The 19,160-nt window shown below is 43.5% G+C and carries 21 protein-coding genes, 1 pseudogene and 3 riboswitches; of the genes and pseudogenes, 16 read left to right on the forward strand and 6 right to left on the reverse strand.

The annotated features are described in order from the left end of the window. Positions 1 to 58: 58 nt before the first annotated feature. The 3 genes from AE2B122_RS17210 to AE2B122_RS17220 are packed head-to-tail and all read right to left on the reverse strand — an operon-like array spanning position 59 to position 2,873. Positions 59 to 883, reverse strand: a complete 825-nt coding sequence (locus AE2B122_RS17210) for a carbohydrate ABC transporter permease (protein WP_175074858.1) — start codon at positions 881 to 883, stop codon at positions 59 to 61. Positions 884 to 895: 12 nt separating this feature from the next. Next, positions 896 to 1,786 (reverse strand): carbohydrate ABC transporter permease, encoded by an 891-nt coding sequence (locus tag AE2B122_RS17215; protein ID WP_175074859.1) that lies wholly within the window; start codon positions 1,784 to 1,786, stop codon positions 896 to 898. Beyond that, on the reverse strand, positions 1,755 to 2,873 hold the full coding sequence (locus AE2B122_RS17220; protein WP_175074860.1) for an ABC transporter ATP-binding protein: 1,119 nt from the start codon (positions 2,871 to 2,873) through the stop codon (positions 1,755 to 1,757). The genes AE2B122_RS17215 and AE2B122_RS17220 overlap by 32 nt, the downstream gene beginning before the upstream one ends. 224 nt (positions 2,874 to 3,097) lie before the next feature. Between AE2B122_RS17220 and AE2B122_RS17225 the strand changes: the two genes are divergently transcribed. The 4 genes from AE2B122_RS17225 to AE2B122_RS17240 all read left to right on the forward strand — a co-directional run bounded on the left by AE2B122_RS17225 (position 3,098) and on the right by AE2B122_RS17240 (position 6,761). Continuing rightward, the gene (locus tag AE2B122_RS17225) at positions 3,098 to 3,376 is read left to right on the forward strand and encodes a hypothetical protein (RefSeq protein ID WP_175074861.1); all 279 of its coding nucleotides are present in this window, start codon (positions 3,098 to 3,100) and stop codon (positions 3,374 to 3,376) included. A gap of 71 nt (positions 3,377 to 3,447) precedes the next feature. Continuing rightward, entirely contained in the window at positions 3,448 to 5,583 is a 2,136-nt protein-coding gene (locus AE2B122_RS17230; RefSeq protein ID WP_175074862.1) for an EAL domain-containing protein, read from the forward strand. 129 nt (positions 5,584 to 5,712) lie between these two features. Then, positions 5,713 to 6,162, forward strand: a complete 450-nt coding sequence (locus tag AE2B122_RS17235) for an SRPBCC domain-containing protein (protein WP_175074863.1) — start codon at positions 5,713 to 5,715, stop codon at positions 6,160 to 6,162. Between the two features lie 20 nt (positions 6,163 to 6,182). Continuing rightward, the gene (locus AE2B122_RS17240) at positions 6,183 to 6,761 is read left to right on the forward strand and encodes a GNAT family N-acetyltransferase (protein WP_175074864.1); all 579 of its coding nucleotides are present in this window, start codon (positions 6,183 to 6,185) and stop codon (positions 6,759 to 6,761) included. Positions 6,762 to 6,790: 29 nt separating this feature from the next. On the opposite strand, the gene AE2B122_RS17245 is transcribed toward AE2B122_RS17240, so the two are convergent. Then, positions 6,791 to 7,957, reverse strand: coding sequence for an MFS transporter (locus AE2B122_RS17245; protein ID WP_095220492.1), 1,167 nt, complete (start codon positions 7,955 to 7,957; stop codon positions 6,791 to 6,793). 94 nt (positions 7,958 to 8,051) lie between these two features. After that, positions 8,052 to 8,366 (reverse strand): helix-turn-helix transcriptional regulator, encoded by a 315-nt coding sequence (locus AE2B122_RS17250; protein ID WP_038565330.1) that lies wholly within the window; start codon positions 8,364 to 8,366, stop codon positions 8,052 to 8,054. 138 nt (positions 8,367 to 8,504) lie between these two features. Further along, positions 8,505 to 8,604, forward strand: a riboswitch (purine riboswitch). A gap of 55 nt (positions 8,605 to 8,659) precedes the next feature. Between AE2B122_RS17250 and AE2B122_RS17255 the strand changes: the two genes are divergently transcribed. Beyond that, positions 8,660 to 9,823 carry an MFS transporter gene (locus AE2B122_RS17255; protein ID WP_175074865.1) on the forward strand — a complete coding sequence of 388 codons (1,164 nt, stop codon included), beginning with the start codon at positions 8,660 to 8,662 and terminating at the stop codon, positions 9,821 to 9,823. Positions 9,824 to 9,856: 33 nt separating this feature from the next. On the opposite strand, the gene AE2B122_RS17260 is transcribed toward AE2B122_RS17255, so the two are convergent. Continuing rightward, positions 9,857 to 10,603 (reverse strand): metallophosphoesterase, encoded by a 747-nt coding sequence (locus tag AE2B122_RS17260; protein WP_175074866.1) that lies wholly within the window; start codon positions 10,601 to 10,603, stop codon positions 9,857 to 9,859. A gap of 89 nt (positions 10,604 to 10,692) precedes the next feature. Between AE2B122_RS17260 and AE2B122_RS17265 the strand changes: the two genes are divergently transcribed. The 11 genes and pseudogenes from AE2B122_RS17265 to AE2B122_RS17315 all read left to right on the forward strand — a co-directional run bounded on the left by AE2B122_RS17265 (position 10,693) and on the right by AE2B122_RS17315 (position 18,931). Further along, entirely contained in the window at positions 10,693 to 11,166 is a 474-nt protein-coding gene (locus AE2B122_RS17265) for a hypothetical protein (protein ID WP_175074867.1), read from the forward strand. Further along, a pseudogene (locus AE2B122_RS17270) lies at positions 11,163 to 12,161 on the forward strand (serine hydrolase domain-containing protein). The gene AE2B122_RS17265 and the pseudogene AE2B122_RS17270 overlap by 4 nt, the downstream one beginning before the upstream one ends. A gap of 14 nt (positions 12,162 to 12,175) precedes the next feature. Then, a complete protein-coding gene (locus AE2B122_RS17275; RefSeq protein WP_217468097.1) occupies positions 12,176 to 12,667 on the forward strand; it encodes an NUDIX hydrolase in 492 nt (163 codons plus the stop codon). Further along, on the forward strand, positions 12,664 to 13,215 hold the full coding sequence (locus AE2B122_RS17280) for a DinB family protein (RefSeq protein ID WP_254593544.1): 552 nt from the start codon (positions 12,664 to 12,666) through the stop codon (positions 13,213 to 13,215). The genes AE2B122_RS17275 and AE2B122_RS17280 overlap by 4 nt, the downstream gene beginning before the upstream one ends. A 137-nt stretch (positions 13,216 to 13,352) precedes the next feature. Beyond that, positions 13,353 to 14,105, forward strand: a complete 753-nt coding sequence (locus tag AE2B122_RS17285; RefSeq protein ID WP_175074868.1) for an SDR family NAD(P)-dependent oxidoreductase — start codon at positions 13,353 to 13,355, stop codon at positions 14,103 to 14,105. A 26-nt stretch (positions 14,106 to 14,131) separates the two neighbouring features. Beyond that, positions 14,132 to 14,914 (forward strand): SDR family oxidoreductase, encoded by a 783-nt coding sequence (locus AE2B122_RS17290; RefSeq protein WP_095220500.1) that lies wholly within the window; start codon positions 14,132 to 14,134, stop codon positions 14,912 to 14,914. A 106-nt stretch (positions 14,915 to 15,020) separates the two neighbouring features. Beyond that, positions 15,021 to 15,132, forward strand: a riboswitch (TPP riboswitch). Between the two features lie 101 nt (positions 15,133 to 15,233). After that, positions 15,234 to 15,851, forward strand: a complete 618-nt coding sequence (locus AE2B122_RS17295; protein WP_254593545.1) for a thiamine phosphate synthase — start codon at positions 15,234 to 15,236, stop codon at positions 15,849 to 15,851. Further along, positions 15,835 to 16,953, forward strand: coding sequence for a glycine oxidase ThiO (thiO, locus tag AE2B122_RS17300; RefSeq protein ID WP_175074869.1), 1,119 nt, complete (start codon positions 15,835 to 15,837; stop codon positions 16,951 to 16,953). The genes AE2B122_RS17295 and thiO overlap by 17 nt, the downstream gene beginning before the upstream one ends. Continuing rightward, entirely contained in the window at positions 16,950 to 17,153 is a 204-nt protein-coding gene (thiS, locus tag AE2B122_RS17305; protein WP_095220502.1) for a sulfur carrier protein ThiS, read from the forward strand. The genes thiO and thiS overlap by 4 nt, the downstream gene beginning before the upstream one ends. Positions 17,154 to 17,156: 3 nt before the next feature. Further along, positions 17,157 to 17,921 (forward strand): thiazole synthase, encoded by a 765-nt coding sequence (locus AE2B122_RS17310; RefSeq protein ID WP_175074870.1) that lies wholly within the window; start codon positions 17,157 to 17,159, stop codon positions 17,919 to 17,921. Then, a complete protein-coding gene (locus tag AE2B122_RS17315) occupies positions 17,921 to 18,931 on the forward strand; it encodes a ThiF family adenylyltransferase (protein ID WP_175074871.1) in 1,011 nt (336 codons plus the stop codon). Before AE2B122_RS17310 ends, AE2B122_RS17315 begins: the two co-directional genes overlap by 1 nt. A gap of 71 nt (positions 18,932 to 19,002) precedes the next feature. Next, positions 19,003 to 19,099: riboswitch (SAM riboswitch) on the forward strand. The last annotated feature ends 61 nt before the right edge of the window (positions 19,100 to 19,160 follow it).

The following is a 19,160-nucleotide window of genomic DNA, read 5'->3' on the forward strand; positions in this document are numbered from 1 at the left end:
GCGAAGTGCTGCGGTAGATTCCCTGGTCATCACCTCCAATAAGTGCTTTTTGTCATGCTTAGCCTTTCAAACCGCTTCGGGCTACACCGGAAATGACGTATTTCTGCATGACGAAGAATAAAAGCAGCATAGGCAGGATTACCATTGTCGAAGCAGCCATGAGTAATTCATATTTGATGCCGGCTTCCGTTGTGAATGCTGAGAGTCCTACCGGCAGAGTCCTTAGTTCCTGGGAGTTGGTAACAATCAATGGCCATAGGAAGGCATTCCAGCTGCCGATGATTTTCAGCAAAGCAATCGTGATGAGTGCGGGCTTGGCCAATGGTACCATCACATACCAGAGAAACTTGAAGTCGCTGCATCCATCCACTTTAGCCGCATAGGACAGCTCCTGCGGTACCGAGAAGAAGTACTGGCGCAATAGGAAGATTGAGAAAATGCTGGCGATCCACGGAACAATCAGACCCTCATAAGAGTCGATCCAGCCTAAGTTTGAGACAGTGACGAAATTGGGAATCAGCAGCATCTCTCCAGGAACCATCATCGTTCCAAGCAAAACAGCAAACACGATACCCTTGCCATAAAAGTTGATCCGGGAAAAGGCGTAGGCAGCTAGTATAGTCGTCAATAACTCTCCAATCGTAGTCAGCACCGTTACAACAATACTGTTGAAGAAATAAGTGCCGAATGGAGCAGATTCACTCGCCTCGCTGTAGTTTCCGAACTGCCATTCAGAAGGAATCCAAACGGGCGGCATCGCCATAACTTCATTGGGAGCTTTTAGCGATGTGCTGATCATCCAGACGAACGGCAGCAGCATGAGGATGGCGCCTAATGACAGAAGTACATAAATCGTTCCTTTCGATAAAGCTTCCTTACGCATTCCAATTCCTCCTTAGTTGTAATGTACAAATTTCTTTCCGACTATCAATTGGATGATAGTGAAGAGGAAGATGATAAGGAACAGGACAAAGGCAGCAGCTGAGGCCAGACCGAATTCCCATTCTTCATAGAATTTTTGATACACATAGTAAACGACGGTCAAGGCGCTGTTGGCTGGTCCTGGTCTTCCGTTGAACAGCGCAAATATTTCATCGAAGACTTTGAATGCATTAATGATGGAAATGATTGAAACAAAGAACATTGTCGGAGACAGCAAAGGCAGCGTGATGCTCTTGAAGCGATTCCAAGCAGACGCACCATCCACTTTTGCCGCTAGATAATATTGATTTCCGATATTCTGCAAGCCGGCTAAGAAAATGATGATATTGAATCCGAGACCCTTCCATATACTTAAGATGATCAAAGCGGGCATCGCATAGGTTGGGCTCGTCAGCCAATCGATCGGATCGACACCGAACAGACCGAGCATATAGTTCAACAGACCATAATCCGAATGGAAGATCCAGCTCCAGACAATTGCAACAGCCACAACCGAAGTGACGAAAGGCAGGAAGTAAATCGTCCGGAAGAACCCGCTTAGCTTGATTTTGCTATTCAGTAACACTGCAATTGCCAATGATATGATGATGGACAGCGGCACGACGCCAATGACGAATATAGCGGTATTTTTTAATGCTGTAATGAAGTTTGGATCCTGGAATAACTTCGTGAAGTTCTCTAGACCATAAGCGTTAACTGTGTCTGAAAAGAAGTCATAATCCGTATAAAAGCTCATCAAGAATGATTTGATGATCGGGTAAATGCTGAACAAAACCAGGATGAGTAAAGCAGGTAACAAATAGAGATAGCCTTTAAGCGTGCTCTTCCACGTTGGCTTTTGCATGCCAGTTCCCGCCTCTCATTTGAAGTGGAAGTCGCTTTCCGCTTTCAGGGTGGAAGTAATGGATGTTCCCTGGGCGGACTCCTAAGCTGTAAGCATCGCCAATTTGCAGCTGCTGTTCAGGATCAACCAACGCTCGTACGGTGATACTGCCGACTTGCATGCGGATCAGTGTATCACGTCCGATTGTTTCAATATGTATAATCTCACCTTGGAAAAGCGGGTTCTCTGTTGTATGGAACAGATCTTCTGCCCGGATTCCTAGTCGAACTGTCTCCATATCTTCAGGTGGCAGTGCGGGCAGCTGGATAATTTCCTTTGAATCTGCCAGACGATAGAAAGTAGATTCCTGGGTTTTAGTTAGCGTCATCAGATTGATTGGAGGATTGCCAAGAAAAGATGCTACAAACTCGTTTTCCGGCTTTTTGTACATGTTCTGTGGTGCGGATTCTTGTTGAATAATCCCATCTTTCATCAGCATGACACGGTCGGAGATGCTCAGAGCTTCCTCCTGATCATGCGTGACGAAGATTGCAGTAATACCAATTTCCTGCTGAATGCGACGGATCTCTTCGCGCATCTCCAGACGCAAACGCGCATCCAGATTAGAAAGCGGCTCATCCAGCAAAAGCACGTTCGGTTTCTTGACTAATGCTCTGGCAATGGCCACCCGCTGCTGCTGGCCGCCGGATAATTGACCTGGCTTTCGGTCCAATAAATGACCAATTTGTACAAGTTCAGCCATTTCTTTGGCCCGAGCTTCTGCTTCTTTCTTCGGTACTTTTTTCATTCTCAGCGGAAACATGATATTTTTCAGAACGGAGAGGTGGGGATATAATGCGTAGCTTTGAAAAACCATCCCGATACCGCGTTTCTCTGCATCCAATTTCGTTACGTCTTGATCACCGAAATGAATCGACCCGGAAGTAGGCTTGTACAAACCGGAAAGAAGCATTAAGGTTGTGCTTTTCCCACAGCCACTCGGTCCGAGCAGGGAAACAAGCTCGCCGTCCTTGATGGTAGTTGTCATTTCCTGAACAGCTGTAGTATTATCGAAAACCATTGAAAGCTGATGAAGATGTATATCCATAATGATTTCCCCCATAGTTTTCTATTTGAAAATTCAAGTAAATACTATCAGACTAGTATCAATTTACTATTAAGGGTTTGTAAAAATAAACTTTACAGCGGAAAGCTGGCAAAATCGTGTGTTATTCTGTAATCTTGGGTGAATTTTGACCATAAAAATGAACTTTAGATAGATGGAACGATAATAGTCTCCTGGAGAATGGAGAAATGTGAGAAGAAGTGAACTTGGTAAAGCAAATAAATTGGATAAGTGAAAAACAAACAACCGTCAGCAATGAAGTGCTGACGGTTTTAATTCGTTCATCTTGCTTATTAAGAATCGGCGCTTATCTTATAGGGTATAGATACAATAATCAGGCAAGACACTGCTTACTTCGGCTGTGGAAAAGTATTGTAATTCCTATATTTGGATTAACAGAAAGTATCGTATCCAGCCGGGGTTGGTTGTATAATCATGAAGCGTATATAACAGAAGCATTTATCACAGCAATTATAGCAGTTTAATACAACGAAAATTATTACCAAGCAAACCAGCAGCATGAGTTAAAGACCTAGCAGAACGAGGTGTTGCGATAGTGAATGTATATAAATTAAATGAAGATAAATTGAAAGAAGAGCTTCGTCACGCATTGGATAGGGATGAGTTTTGTCTTCTTTACCAGCCGAAGCTCAACTTAAAGACAGGCAGGTTATGCGGGGTGGAAGCGCTGATTCGCTGGGAGCACCCTGAGCGAGGAATCATTTCTCCACTGGATTTCATTCCTGCTGCTGAAGAGACAGGAATGATCTTACCTATTGGAGAATGGGTACTTCGGACCGCTTGTGAGCAGAATAAAGCGTGGCAGGAAGAAGGTCTGTCTCCTATGATTATGGCGGTCAATCTATCAGCTTGTCAGTTGTTTGTGGATGGGCTGGCGGAAAAGGTACAGTCTATCTTAGATGAATCGGGGCTCGCTCCGGAATATCTGGAATTGGAGATTACCGAGTCCATGACAATGGATGTCGATTCTGTCCTGCCAGTTTTACACAAGCTGAAACAGATAGGAGTCCGCATCAGCATGGATGACTTTGGCACCGGATTTAGCTCGCTCTATCATTTGAAGGAATTTCCGATAGATTCCATTAAAATAGATCGGTCATTTGTACGGAATTGTACCAATGATTCTAAGGATGCTACCATTGTCAAAACGATTATTGTAATGGCGCATCAATTGCAGCTGGGAGTTATTGCCGAGGGTGTAGAATTTAAAGATCATCTTGTCTTTCTCCAGCAGAATCTCTGTGACGAAGCACAAGGATATCTTTTCAGTAAACCAGTACCGCCAGTGGAATTAGTGGACATGATTCCGACATTGGAAGAAATCATTCCAAATGAAGGTATTTCTCCGGAGTCATCCAGAGAGACATGGCTGCAATGGGGTGCGGAAAGAACGCAGCAGGACTTGCAGGAAGCGGTTCGGAAACAGCAAGGCATGATATTTAAATATGTAAAAGATAATGGGAGATTCATTCATAGCTTCAGTGACGGAGAACTGATTTATCGAATGCGATTTACACCCGATCAAATTATTGGAAAAGAATTAAAAGAATTCCTACCTCATGAAGAAGTCGTAAAAAAGATACCGTACTATGAACGGGCATGGAATGGAGAAGAAAACGTTGTTTACGAATCAGATGTACAAGGATTACGTTATATCACTTCCTTGCGTCCTATCATAAGAGGTGGGAAGGTTGTCGAGGTAATTGGCTGTTCAGTGGATATCACAGATAAGAAAGAATCGGCTTCACTACTTGATAATCTTAACCGGAGGAATGCGGAAGAAGCGTTGCGGCAGAGTGAAGCACGATATCGCTTGATTGCGGAGAATATGACAGATTTGCTCTGTATCATAGACTGGGATGGCTATTTCAAGTACGCTTCGCCTTCACATGTAACGGTGCTCGGGTTCCCGGCTGTAGCGTATGAGGGAAAGTATGCAGGAGATTTCATGCATGCAGATGACCGGAGGAAGGTGCGAGAGCAGCTGGATGAAATGGTTGCGACCCAAAAAGGCACAGTGTTAAAGTTCCGTTTTAAGAATATTAGAGGTGATTGGTTATGGTTGGAGGGGAAAGCAAATCCAATCTTTGATGAAATGGGCGTATTTAATCATTTCCTCGTTGTCTCAAGGGACATAACGGAAAGATTGGAGCTTGAAGAGAAACTGACGTATATGGCTTATCATGACACGTTGACTGGACTGCCAAATAGACGGCTGTTTAAGGAAAAGCTGGATCAAGCGCTGGAAGAGGCCAAGCAAACGAAAAAGAAGGTAGCTGTGATGTATTTGGATCTAGATAATTTCAAATATATCAATGATACACTCGGACATGACGTTGGAGATGAGCTGCTTAATCAATTCGCTCAGAGGGTGAAGGAATGTCTGCGAAATGAGGATGTTCTTTCGAGACAGGGCGGAGACGAATTTACGATCCTTCTGCCAGGAATTGAAGAAGAACAGGATGCGATTCGCATTGCTGATAGTATCCGGTCGTCTTTTCAGAGGGCATGGAACATAGGCAGGAATTTATTTAGAACAACCTCCAGTATCGGAATATCCTTTTATCCGGATCATGGCACAAAGGGATATGAGCTAATGCGCAGTGCGGATACTGCTTTGTATCAGGCAAAGAAGGACGGTAAGAATATGTATCGGGTATTTTTAGGATAAGTTCAACGGAACTTCCTGCGTACAGTTATTATCTGTATTCGGGAAGTTTTTTGTTAGTACTGATAGATAGAATACCAAGGAAATGTAGGGAAAGGTGTCGAAATAAACTCAATATGGAGGTGTGTCATTATGCCTGATATTCTTCAACAAACATACATAAAAGTACCAAGGCAGAAAGTTTACGATTTACTTATTAGTTCTGAGGGGTGGAACGCCTGGTTCACCGACGATACCTTTTTACATCTTGAGGCTGACGGTAGAGGCGAAATACGTCTCAGCTGGAAGTCTTCAGATAATGAGCTCCCATTCATAGAGGATGGAGGAGAAATCCTGGAAGCGGTAGATGGGGAGCGGTTTGTATTTCAATGGTCGCCGAGTAGGATGCCTTCGACAGTTGAAATCAATCTGGCAGACTATAAAGATGGAACGCTTATTATGTTGAAGGAAACTGGTTTCGGTTCAACCGAAGAAGATATCTCAGCTTGTGTCGGATGTGCTGTCGGTTGGGGAGAGGCGCTTACTTTGTTGAAAGTATATTTGGAAAATGGAATTATAATGAAAGAGGACTTAATTTTATAGCATGTAGGAGGTTATTATTCATGCAAACAGACAATGTACTCGAGAATCTTCCATCCTTAGAAACCGATCGTCTTCTTCTTCGTAAGTTGACTCCATCAGATGTAGAAGCAATATATGCCTATGGTTCGGATCCTGCTGTTTCAGAATTTGTTACCTGGCCGACTCACAAATCAATTGACGATACACAGCAATTCCTCGATATCATTCTGAGCTTATATGAAAGTAATCAGGCTGTTTTTTGGGGAATTGAGCTTAAGGAAGAGAAGCGCCTGATTGGTACAATCAATTATGTCTCCTGGCAGCAAAATCATCATGTGGGCGAAATAGGGTATGTGCTTGCGCAGCCGTATTGGCAAAAAGGCTATATGACGGAGGCAGCAAAGCAAGTCATTCAATTTGGTTTTGAGCAAATGGACCTGGAGCGGGTTCAGGCGAAATGTGATGTGGAAAATAGCGGATCGGAGAAGGTCATGCAGAAGGCTGGTATGTCATATGAAGGGACATTACGCAAGTTGCTTTATATAAAAGGAGCACAGCGTGATGTGAAAATGTACGCAATAACTAAATCTGATTTCTTACATACGAAAAAGACAGGTTGATAACAACCTGTCTTTTTCATGTATAGGTATCAGTTCTCCATTCGATAACTGATAAACGATAATAGGGAGGCGATAAGGGCACATATCCCGCCCACGATTGCAAGGTTAGGCAGGTTCCCGTATGCAACGATCACTCCACCTAAAGCGGAGCCAAGTGTAATACCGATATTGACGGATACAGGAGTCAGTGAGGAAGCAAAATCCCGAGCAGCTGTGGAATAAGCTGCTGCTTGATCCATGAGATAGATTTGAATGGTTGCATTCATGACGTAAATCATGACTGCCATCAGCATGATGCTGATCAATCCAGCAATTGTAATATCCATTGTCACGTACAAGGAGCCAATGATGACTGCTTGGATGATGAATGCGTAACGCAGATCTCCAATGCCGTTACGGCCGGCAATCTTACCAGCCAGGAAGTTGCTGCCGATGGAGAAGAGTCCGTATGCAAGCAGAACAAGCCCGACAGAGCTGGAGGCAATACCTAGTTCGTCCTCGATGATAGGTGTGATATACGTGTAGATCGTATACGTTCCAGCTATACTGAATGTCGGGATGAAGAAACCGACAAGTATTTTTGGATTCTTAAACAGAACAAGCTGCTTCACTATGGAGCTTTTCTCGCCCGCTGCTGTCTTTGGTAAGATGAACAAGCTGATGATGAAGGCAATCACTCCAAGCAGTGCAGTTGTCCAGAATGTCAGATGCCACGAGCCTAGCTGCCCTATGAACGTGCCAAGCGGTACACCCAAGACATTGGAAATCGTGAATCCGGCAAAAATAAGTGCAATTACGGAAGAACGTCTCGCCGCTGGCATAGTATCACTTGCTACTGTCATTGCCAAAGCGGTAAGGACACCACTCGCTGCTGCAGTCACAATTCGTGCTGCAAGTAAAACGCCGAAGGATGATGTTAACGCACTGATAATATTACCTAGAATAAAGACGATAATAAGTGTGAGCATCAAGGGATACTTCGGAAAACGGCTTACCCAACCAGTTAAGAGGGGAGTACCAATTGCATAGGCAATAGCAAATCCTGATACAAGTGTACCGGCAGATGCTACCGTTACGTTTAAATCGGCAGCTACCTCTGTCAGTAAGCCAACAATGACGAATTCGCTTGTTCCCATAACGAACGTCAATAAAGTTAATGTAAATGCTAAAAATGTCTGTTTCTTAGTTAAAGCCATCGTGTCACTCCAATTGTTGTATATTTGTATATCGTAATAAGCCGATATTCAAAGTTGAAAGAAAAGAAATCCGTAAAGGATCTCTTGTAAGTCGTTATAATTCTTTATCCAGGTAAGCTGCTAGCTTCTGAATTGTTTCTTCATTTCTGCGATAATATGTCCATTGGTTATAGCGGATAGACTCCAATAACCCAGCACGTTGCATCATGGCCAGATATTGCGAAACCGTGGATTGAGAAGCTTGGACCTTTTCTTGAATGTCGCCGACACAGACACCGCCCTTGTAATGAACCTCCTTCGGCAGATGAGCCTGCTGCTTGGGAAAATGCTTCTCCGGTTCTTTAAGCCAATGCAGTATTTGCAGTCGTTTCTCATTCGACAAAGCTTTGAATAGTTCGATTGTATTCATGCGTCTATTGTATATCGGGTTTTTACGATAAAGCAACCATAATAACTTTAAACACTATTTGGTAATTGGTGGGTGATTCATGAAATCTTGCTTCATCTTGCAGTTATGTCAGTATCTTGCTATAATGCTATAAGAAAATGGAATACGTTCGTGTTACACTGTATAACCTCAATAATTTGGTTTGAGGGTCTCTACCAGGAGCCATAACTCCCTGATTACAGATTTTTAATCTGTGATTGGGGAGTTTTTTTATGTGCCATTTTCGAAAATAGGATATAGAAAGGAAATGAAAATTGAATTTCAGAGTCTTTATATTAGCTATTTCTGTTATATCGGTAGGGTTAGTTGAACTGATTGTCGGGGGTATATTGCCAACCATTGCGAGTGATCTGCAGGTTTCGATTGGACAGGCAGGGCAGCTTATTACGGTATTCGCTTTGGTGTATGCGGTGTCTGGCCCGATTTTATATACGATGACTGCAAATATTGAGCGGAAGAAGCTCTTGCTACTGACACTAGGTATATTTGTACTGGGGAATGTCATCACTTATATGAGTCCGTCCTTCCTCTTTGTCATGATTGCTCGCGTTATTACTGCCATGAGTACAGCATTAATTATAGTTCTTTCTTTGACGATAGCGGCGAAGATTGTGAAGCAGCAGCATCGTGCGAAAGCAATCGGTCTTATTTACATGGGGATCAGTTCTTCGCTTGTACTTGGGGTGCCAATTGGTATTATCATCAGTGATGCCTTTGGCTGGAGAATGCTATTTTTGTTCATTGGTTTAATGGCTTTGCTTTCTATGATATTAATTGCCTTCACGCTCGATCGTATTGAGGTAGACCAAGTACAATCCTTGAAATCGCAGCTGAAAGCACTGCGTAATAAAAAGATGCTGACAGCACATTTAACAATGCTGTTCCTGCTTGCAGGTCACTATACGATTTACGCTTATTTCACACCTTTCCTGGAATCAGAGTTAGGTCTGAATACGCAGTGGATTAGTATTTGCTACTTTATCTTCGGTATTGCTGCAGTTGGTGGAGGAGCCTTTGGAGGCAGCCTGGCTGATAAATTCGGATCAAAGGTGAGTATCATCCTTGTTGTGGCATCATTTGCAATTATTTTATTCCTGCTTCCGTTCTCTACGGTTTCCTTCCCATTATTCCTTGTAGTTATGGTAATCTGGGCTGCATTAAGCTGGAGTCTGGCACCGCCATTACAGAATTATATAGTGGAAACAGATGCGGAAACAGCTGGCATTCATCAGAGCTTCAATAATTCGGCACTGCAGATTGGTATCTCGTTAGGTTCATTGGTTGGAGGAGTCGTAAACGGTGCTACTTCTTCCATGCAGACAACAGCACATGTTGGCAGTCTCTTGGTCGTTACCTCCCTTGCTTTCGCAATATGGTCTTTACGAAGTACGGTTCGGAAAACAGTTCAAAATCAATAAAGAAAAAGCGGACATGTCATATGTCCGCTTTTTCTATTTCTGCAGTTGTCCGCCGTGAAATATTTTAAGAATGATATCTCGTTCGGGTACTTTCAATCTTTCATATCCTTCTAAGAAAGATCTGTTATCATATAGGACTTCAATTATTTTAATTATTATTTCTTCTGTTATATCTACAATTGCGTAAGGTGCGGCAGGCTTTGGTTGACAGCCGAGAGAGCCAGGGTTCAGAAAGATGCTGCGGTTGTTGCGAAAATGATGAAGCGGATGGTGATGACCAAAACAAATAAGTTCTGTAACCGTTTGTTCCTGAAATAACAGCTCCAGGCTTTCCAAGGAAGGCTTAACAATACGAGAGAAAGGGTTCTCACTTATATGTGCAGTCGCCTTATCGTGGGATATATGGTAGTGCGTGAACAAAACAGCATGCCCTTCAATCTGCTGAAAGATTTGACGTGGCAGCTTGTGTATCTTATCAAGATAACCTGGATCAGTTCGGTCAGCAATCCATTGATGATGTGCTCTCTCGCTTTGATGGCTTTGGGGGTAAGTCTCCTGTCTGCTTAGTGCCAGCACAGCTTCATCGTGATTTCCGGTAATCATCAATATATCTTCCCTGCCAAATAAAAGCTCTAATATCCGATTTGTTTCATAACCAATCGCCAGCATATCACCGAGGCAGTAAATATGCTCGATGTCTCCCCTTTTGTCTATATCCGCTAGCACAGCCTCTAGTGCTGGTAGATTTCCATGTATATCTGTCAGGACAGCAATGCGCATACAACCAACCCCATTCATACTTTTTATATCCTTCATATATTTCCAATTATGGTAACATGGTTTGTGGGTGGAGAATAGGGGTCGATTACATGAGTGTGAAAGGTTTGATTGTCGGAGCTGCATTCAGTATCACGGCTGCTGTACTTTGTACCTTTGTTTTTGGAGTTGTTGTCAGTAGCTCTTTTTTCATGGCTGGATCCTCGATAATGTATATTGGAGTATTCCTTCAGGTCATTGTCCCATTCCTAGTGGTTTTCACTATTGCTGGAGCGCAATTCAAAAGGATTGACCAAGTCAGTGAAGGGGTTAAATGGTTGATCAGTATCATCATGGCCTTCATTGTGGTCACCTATGCCGGTACGCTCGGTTCTCTAACGGCTCATGTAATCGTATGGGGAGATAACCTGGAGAATTTAGCTGTTGGAGATATTGTTGTGTGGGGTTTTATCTATGGGTTTTTGCTGCTGCCGTTGGCAGCACCAGTCAGCAGATGGCTGATTTTTTTACTAATGGACTGCTGTAAGTATTTTGAAGATTCAAAAGAGGAGGATATTCAAGTATGAGCGGATTAAAGAATAAGTTGGTAAAAGTAGCAGAAGAAATAGATTTTTCTGGTGTGGCGTATGTAGAAGAAGATCAGGAAAGCTTTTTCTTCCAAAATGGCTATGCAAATAAGCAAGACAAACTAGCATTTGATAAACACACAAGGTTTGGGATAGCTTCTGGAGCAAAGATTTTCACAGCTGTGGCGATTGCGAAGCTAGTAGAGCAAGGACGACTGGATTTTCAGTCAAAGTTAACAGATTGTCTCTCGATAGCATTTCCACATTTCCATCAAGACGTTACAATACACGACTTGCTCACACATACGTCTGGTATACCGGATTATTTTGATGAAGAAGAAATGGATGACTTTGAGGAGCTATGGCAAACGCTGCCTATGTACCGGGTAAGATCTGGTGCGGATTTTCTGCCATTATTCCAAGACAAGAAAATGATGTTTCCGCCAGGTGAACGGTTCCATTATAACAACGCTGCTTTCATCGTATTGGGATTAGTAGTAGAGGAGCTAGCTGGCGAACCATTTGCTGCCTTTGTCCAAAAGCATTTGTTTGATCCTGCTGAAATGACAGAAGCTGGCTATTTTGCATTTGATAAACTGCCGGGGAATACTGCAATCGGCTATATTAAAGACGAAGATGAGTATCGGTCCAATATATATGCGCTGCCGGTAAGAGGTGGTGCGGATGGCGGGGTGTATGTGAGTGCTTCTGATATGGCGCGTTTCTGGGATGCATTAACTCAGCATAAGCTGCTGAACGCAGAACTTACCGAGGAGCTGCTGAAGCCGCATGTCAAAGTGGATGAGGAAACGTCTTACGGATATGGCATCTGAATCAAAAAAGACGCAGGAAATATCAAGAAGTATTATGTTGTCGGATTCGATCCAGGTGTAAGTTTCCATGCTGCTTATTATCCAGAGTCTAAACGAAAGGTAGTTGTACCTTCAAACCACGGTGCCGGCCCTTATTATATGGTACAAGCAATTGAAGAATAGGAGACAAGAAGTAGATGACACAGGATTTGACCATTGATTTAGGAGAACAGATGCTGAATTGCCGGTCTGCTGGCATAATTGTGAAAGATAATCATGTGCTGCTGCATAAGAACAAAAAAGACCCATTCTGGACGCTGATTGGCGGGCGAATCCAGCTTGGAGAAGATTCAGCTCATGCCGTGGAGCGAGAATTCGAAGAGGAACTTGGCATTTCTGTTAAGGCAGATCGGCTGCTATGGGTTGTGGAGAATTTTTTCGCGTATCGAGATTATCCCTTCCATGAGTACAGTTTTATTTATTTGATTAAAGATGTAGAAAATAAACTTCAGGGGAATGGAGAGGCTTTTTCTCATGTTTCTGGGGATTTTATTTACGAATGGATTCCCTTGGAAAGAATCGAGGCAATCTCTCTAAAACCTGATTTCCTGCGAAAAAAGCTAGTCAATTTGCCATCTGTACCAGTGCATCTGATTCATAAAGAGAAAATCTTTGTGGAGGCGGAATGAAAAGCAGCTATATGCAGGATCATTTTGATACGATCTATCTGCAAAGAAAAAAGTTTGATGAAGATATTCAGGAATACAGAAATAAAGAATGGATGCGGCCTCAACCGGACAAATGGTCCATTGGTGAAACATATTACCATCTGTATTTGCTCCTTAACCGATTCAGACAGCTGAATAAGTTCTATATCCCGGTTGGTAAGCCATTCAGTAAAGCATGTAGGCGCACGCCCTATAAAACAGAGATAGAAGATATCTATAAGGCATATCGAGAAAAACATGGAAAACCGATGAAAGCACCTTCCATTCTACTACCGCCGAAGAATATAGAAAGAAAGATACAATTTAAACAGTTAAAGCAAGATCTGCATAATGAAACATTTCAATTCAAAAGGGTGGTTTCCGGTATAGAAAGCAATATTGCCGGAAACATCCGCTACCCTGATCCACTCGCCCATTACCCCAACTTGATTCAAAGCATTCACTTAATAGGAATTCATGAGCAACACCACTTCCGCCTCTGCCGAAAGTATTACAAATTGAATTATTGAACATATTAATCTTATATGTGTAATAAATGATTCTGTCCCATTGCAACTCGCTTGACTGAATTTTCATTGTAGGTGTAAGCTTTTACATAGGGGTAGGTAAATAAACCTATTTCTACATACTTAGGGGGGCTTTGCTTATGGGTGAGCAGAAAGTTGCAGTCATCACTGGAGGGGGCAGCGGACTTGGACAAGCTGCAGCATTGCGACTGGCTGAAGAAGGTATTGCAATCAGCGTTGTTGACGTATCTGAGGCAGCTGGTGAAGAAACAGTTCGCTTGGTAGAAGAAAAAGGATCAAGAGCTATTTTTGTAAAAGCGAACGTCAGCAAAGCTGAAGAAGTGAAACATTATGTGGATAAAACGGTCGAGGCATTTGGCACTATAGATATGTTTTATAATAATGCAGGTATTTCTGGCCCTGGGGTAAAATTTGTGGATAATACAATCGAGCAGATCGATATGGTATTAGGAATTAATTTGAATGGCGCCCTTTATGGTTTGAAATATGTATTGGAAGTAATGCTTGCTAATGGCGGTGGTCGAATCGTCAACACGTCATCCACAGCGGGTGTTGTTGGCCAAGCGACAGTTGGTACATATTCTGCGACGAAGCATGCAATGGTTGGGATTACAAAAACATTGGCTGCTGAGTATGCCGAGCAAGGCATTGTGGTAAATGCAATAGCTCCAGGTACGACAGAGACGCCGATGGTTCGAGAATATAAGGAAAAGAATCCAGATGCGTTCAAGAATGCGACGGAACCAATTCCGCAAAAGCGTCTTGGCCAGCCGGAGGAAGTGGCAGAGCTTGTCACATTCCTATTGACTGGTAAAGCACCATATATTAACGGTGTAGTTGTACCAATCGATGGCGGATTTACTGCAATTTAAACATGACTATAAAAGGAGAGATTTCCATGAAACGTTTTGAAGATAAAGTAGTATTGATTACAGGTGGCGGTTCTGGGTTAGGCCGCTCAGCAGCTTTGCAAGTAGCAAAAGAAGGTGCAAAACTTTCCCTTGTTGACTTGAGTGAAAAAGGAATGGAAGAGACAAAGCAGGAAGTTCTTGCAGTAGCACCTGAAGCAGAGGTCCTTACAATTGTGGCAAACTGTGCAAACGAGCCGGAAGTTGAGGCGTATGTAAAACAAACAATTGATCAGTTTGGTAAGATCGATAGTTTCTTCAACAACGCTGGTGTGGAAGGAACACAGAATCTAACAGAAGAGTACCCTGTGGATGAATTCGACCGCGTTGTGAACATTAACTTGAATGGTGTTTTCTACGGCATGCGTCACGTATTGAAAGTAATGAAAGAGCAAGGTCATGGTTCTGTAGTAAATACAGCTTCTGTAGGTGGTATCCGCGGAATCGGTAACCAGTCCGGCTATGCAGCAAGTAAGCATGGTGTAGTAGGTCTTACTAAAAACTCCGGTATCGAATACGGGCAATTCGGTGTAAGCATTAAAGCCATTGCACCAGGTGCCATCATGACACCAATGGTTGAAGGTTCCCTTCGTCAGCTTGGCGGAGAAAACTGGGAAGAGGCAGGAAAAGAATTCGTCAGCGTTAACCCGATGAAACGTTTTGGTAAGCCAGAGGAAGTCGGTTATCTTGTTGCATTCCTTCTTTCCGATCAAGCAAACTTCATCAATGCTACTGTTATACCAATTGATGGCGGACAATCTTATAAATACTAAGTCAAGCGCTGAAAAGACCATCTGGAATTTACCAGATGGTCTTTTTTCTATAATCAAAATCTTGCATAAAATGCTATTTATGTTACGATGTGGGTAAGTTCATAATGATTCACACTAGGGGATCCCTTTATAAGGGCTGAGATTAAGAGTAGTGACTCTTTAAACCCTCATAACCTGAACAGGTTCGGACCTGCGTAGGAAAGTGTAGACACTCGAGTTTACATGCTTTTTTTGGATGTATTTATTCGCAAGTTTCACACCACTTTCCTTTAGGGAGTGGTGTTTTTTGTATGTCCGGCCTGTTCGTATACAGGAGGTGATGGCAATCAAATTGATGGCAGTAACTGATGATGCACATGAGGCAGGAGACTTGCTGCGTATCTTGCTTGAGATACACCCTTTTGTCGATCATGTGCAGATCAGGGAGAAACGAAAGTCTGCTGGTGAAGTGTACCAACTCTGTAAGGAGCTTTTGGCGGAAGGGCTGCCAGCAAACAAGCTTTGGCTTAATGACCGAGTGGACACAGCTTCGTTGCTTGGCTTGAGGCAAGTGCATATACCGGGTCATGGTCTTCCGCTGGAAGAATTGAAAAAGCTGTATCCTGATTTGCGGATTGGTGCTCCTGTTCATTCACTTGAAGAAGCAGTACAGGCGGAGGCAGCCGGAGTTGTATACGCGCTATACGGGCATTGTTTTCCAACAGCCAGTAAGAAAGGGAAATCCCCGCAGCCTTTATCCAATTTAGGATATATTCGTCAGAACATCCGAACTCCCTTGTATGGAATAGGAGGAATCGATGTAGAACGATTAGTCTATTTGAAAGCGCTTGATTTAGATGGGGTTGCTGTTATGAGTGGTATCTTTTCAGAGAAAGATCCGCTTGATGCCGTGAAGAATTTAAGGGAGGAGTGTCTGCGTCTTGAAGAGATTCAGTGAAGTAGCAATTGTTGGAGGAGGTATCATCGGCAGCGCAATCGCTTATTATTTAGCAAAGGCGGGCCATCAAGTTGATTTGCTGGAAGCGGGCCAAGTGGGATCAGGCTCGACGCAAGCTGCAGCTGGTATGTTAGGCGCCCATTCTGAGTATAAGGAATTCGGTGCTTCACTTTATCCCTTTGCCCGTACTAGCCAAAGGCTTTATGAACAAGCGGAAGCGGATATTCGCTCCCTGACAGGGATAGATATGGAACGTCGTACAGGTGGTTTATTACAGCTTGTTTATACAGAAGGAGAAACAATAATGTCTCCGTTAGCTTCGTTGGAAGGTGTAACATGGCTGGATCGTGCAACTGCGTTAAAGAAAGTACCCGGATTGTCAGAATCAGTTTCAGGTGCTGTTCATATGGCAGAAGATGTGCATGTCACACCTGCAATTGCCTGCAGAGGATTCCATACAGCCGCACGTATGCTAGGTGCCCAAACTAATACGTATACCCGGGTCGATGAGATTGTGAAGGAATCCGGTCGTTATCGGTTACGGACTTCCAAGGGGGAATGGCAGGCTGATCGTGTGGTGATTGCCAGCGGGGTTTGGAGTAATGCTCTGCTCCAGCGTTCAGGATTAGGAATGCGGATTTTTCCAGTGAAGGGTGAGTGCATTGCTGTTACGAATACACAAACTCCTCTTACATGCAGTTTATTCCATGATCAGCATTATATTGTCCCGCGGAACAACAACGAACTGATCATAGGTGCAACCAAGGTCAAGAATGATTGGAGTACCGAACCCACACTTGGCGGATTACAGACTGTCATGGAGAAAGCGAGGAAGATGCTGCCGAATGTGGATAAGATGCCGTTTCGCAGAAGCTGGGCAGGTCTCAGACCTCAGACATCAGATGGCAAGCCGCTAATTGGTGAACATCCGGAAATGAAGGGCTTGTATATTGCTGCTGGACATCAGCGCAATGGAATTCTGCTTGCTCCAGCTACGGGTAAGATGATTTGTGATTTGATAGGCAACAATGAGGTTCCGGAAGAATGGAAGGAAGCATTTCGTGTCGACAGATTGAACACTGGCGAGGAGGTGTTAATGTGAACATTCAGCTGAATGGCAGGCAGCAGGAATTATCCGCTGATATCAAGACTATAGCTCAGCTGCTGGCATCACTTTCCCTGGAAAAAAGAATTGTGATTGTCGAACTGAATAAAGAGATCATTAACAAGACTGCATATGCAGAACAGTCGATTAGAAATGGTGATAAAGTTGAGCTGATTCATTTTGTAGGAGGAGGATGAAGGATGTTACAGATTGCAGATAAGACTTTTACTTCCCGTTTATTATTAGGAACAGGCAAATACCCGTCATTTGAGGTGCAGGAAGAGGCAGTCAATATTTCGAAGGCAGAGATACTGACATTTGCTGTGAGGCGGATGGATATATTTGAGCCATCTCAGCCTAATTTTCTGGAACAGCTGGATTTGGAAAAGTACTCTTTAATGCCAAATACAGCAGGGGCAAAGACGGCAGAGGAGGCTGTCCGTATAGCCAAACTAGCCAAAGCTTCCGGGTTATGCGATATGGTGAAAGTGGAAGTGATCGGCTGTGATAGGACGTTGCTTCCAGATCCAGTCGAGACTTTGCGGGCTTCAGAAATGCTGTTGGATGAAGGCTTCATTGTTCTGCCTTACACGTCAGATGATGTTGTATTAGCTAAGCGACTCGTCGATCTGGGAGTGCATGCGATCATGCCGGGTGCATCGCCAATTGGGTCAGGGAAAGGAATCATCAATCCTTTTAACCTGCGTATAATCATTGAACAGAGCAGTGTACCAGTCATTGTCGATGCTGGTATTGGTTCACCTAAAGATGCTGCCTATGCAATGGAACTTGGGGCTGATGGTGTCTTGTTGAATACAGCTGTGTCCGGTGCTGCTGACCCTGTTCGTATGGCACATGCAATGAAGCTAGCCATTGAGGCAGGCCGATTAGGGTTCGAAGCAGGAAGAATTCCCGAAAAAGATTATGCAGTGGCAAGCAGCCCGAATGAAGGTTTGATTACCTGATGAAGGATCGTTATCAGAAACAGGAGCTGTTCATCGGCAAGGATGGGCAGGCGCAGGTAGAAAACAGTAAAATTGTCTTAATAGGGATGGGGGCATTAGGCTCTGCTTCCGCAGAGATGCTAGTACGTGCAGGTATCGGAGAATTGGTGCTTATTGATCGGGATTATGTTGAATTTCATAATCTTCAGCGTCAGCAGCTGTATACCGAGCAAGATGCTGCTTCCTATTTGCCGAAAGCTTTTGCAGCAAGGGAGCGATTACAGGCAATCAATCATCAAGTGACATTGCATACAGTGATCGAAAATGTTGACCACCATAATATCGAGCATCTGATTGAAGGTGCGGATGTAATTGTGGATGCTACAGATAATTTCGAGACACGTTTAATTGTCAATGATGCAGCATTGAAGCGTAGTATTCCTTACTTATATGGAGCGTGTGTAGGCAGCTATGGGATAACATACCCAGTGCTTGTAGATAAAGATACTCCATGTCTTCACTGTCTTCTGGAACAGCTTCCACAGCAAAGCGAAACTTGTGATACAGCGGGAATCATCAGTCCGATTGTCCAATGGGTGGCAGCGATGCAAGTCACACAAGCATTGCGAATCTTATGCGGTCAGGAAGTAAAGGCAGAACTGTGTGCGTTTGATATATGGACAGGTGATTATACGAAGGTGGACGTAAATAGCCTTCGCAATTCAAGCTGTTCCAGTTGCGGCACAAATGCAGAATTGCCTTTTTTGAATGGTTCCTCCCGGACGAGGCTTGATGTTCTTTGCGGCAGGGAGGCTGTCCATATCCGGCCTAGCGCCAATAAATCACTGGATTTGCCAGCTTTATCAGAAGAATGGGCAAATGCACTCGACCAGGTCACTGCCAATGAATACTTGCTTGCTTTTCAATACAAGGGTCATCGAATTGTGTTATTTTCTGATGGCAGGGCAATCATTCATGGTGTGGCCGATATAAGCCGAGCGCGTTCCCTTTATGAGAGTCTTGTCGGATAATGTTGTTTGAATTTTCAGTTGACTCTATATATTATTCATGCTAAACTCCTTCATAACAAATGAATACAAAACTCTTATCAAGAGCGGCGGAGGGACTGGCCCGATGATGCCCGGCAACCTGCAAGTGTAACTTTAACTTGTATAGGTGCTAATTCCTGTAGATGAGAGAAGACACAGTACGGTACATTCGTCTCCCTGTCCTCTCAGGGAGGCTTTTTTTTATGCAGAA

It is taken from the genome of Terribacillus sp. AE2B 122 (genome assembly GCF_902497585.1).
GTDB lineage: Bacteria > Bacillota > Bacilli > Bacillales > Amphibacillaceae > Terribacillus > Terribacillus saccharophilus_A.

Excerpts from the sequence above, each read along its gene's own strand:
- AE2B122_RS17210 (WP_175074858.1), bottom strand. The coding sequence starts at position 883 with ATGCGTAAGGAAGCTTTATCGAAAGGAACGATTTATGTACTTCTGTCA.
- AE2B122_RS17215 (WP_175074859.1), bottom strand. The coding sequence starts at position 1,786 with ATGCAAAAGCCAACGTGGAAGAGCACGCTTAAAGGCTATCTCTATTTG.
- AE2B122_RS17220 (WP_175074860.1), bottom strand. The coding sequence starts at position 2,873 with ATGGATATACATCTTCATCAGCTTTCAATGGTTTTCGATAATACTACA.
- AE2B122_RS17235 (WP_175074863.1), top strand. The coding sequence starts at position 5,713 with ATGCCTGATATTCTTCAACAAACATACATAAAAGTACCAAGGCAGAAA.
- AE2B122_RS17240 (WP_175074864.1), top strand. The coding sequence starts at position 6,183 with ATGCAAACAGACAATGTACTCGAGAATCTTCCATCCTTAGAAACCGAT.
- AE2B122_RS17245 (WP_095220492.1), bottom strand. The coding sequence starts at position 7,957 with ATGGCTTTAACTAAGAAACAGACATTTTTAGCATTTACATTAACTTTA.
- AE2B122_RS17250 (WP_038565330.1), bottom strand. The coding sequence starts at position 8,366 with ATGAATACAATCGAACTATTCAAAGCTTTGTCGAATGAGAAACGACTG.
- AE2B122_RS17260 (WP_175074866.1), bottom strand. The coding sequence starts at position 10,603 with ATGCGCATTGCTGTCCTGACAGATATACATGGAAATCTACCAGCACTA.
- AE2B122_RS17265 (WP_175074867.1), top strand. The coding sequence starts at position 10,693 with ATGAGTGTGAAAGGTTTGATTGTCGGAGCTGCATTCAGTATCACGGCT.
- AE2B122_RS17275 (WP_217468097.1), top strand. The coding sequence starts at position 12,176 with ATGACACAGGATTTGACCATTGATTTAGGAGAACAGATGCTGAATTGC.
- AE2B122_RS17280 (WP_254593544.1), top strand. The coding sequence starts at position 12,664 with ATGAAAAGCAGCTATATGCAGGATCATTTTGATACGATCTATCTGCAA.
- AE2B122_RS17285 (WP_175074868.1), top strand. The coding sequence starts at position 13,353 with ATGGGTGAGCAGAAAGTTGCAGTCATCACTGGAGGGGGCAGCGGACTT.
- AE2B122_RS17290 (WP_095220500.1), top strand. The coding sequence starts at position 14,132 with ATGAAACGTTTTGAAGATAAAGTAGTATTGATTACAGGTGGCGGTTCT.
- AE2B122_RS17295 (WP_254593545.1), top strand. The coding sequence starts at position 15,234 with ATGGCAATCAAATTGATGGCAGTAACTGATGATGCACATGAGGCAGGA.
- AE2B122_RS17310 (WP_175074870.1), top strand. The coding sequence starts at position 17,157 with ATGTTACAGATTGCAGATAAGACTTTTACTTCCCGTTTATTATTAGGA.
- AE2B122_RS17315 (WP_175074871.1), top strand. The coding sequence starts at position 17,921 with ATGAAGGATCGTTATCAGAAACAGGAGCTGTTCATCGGCAAGGATGGG.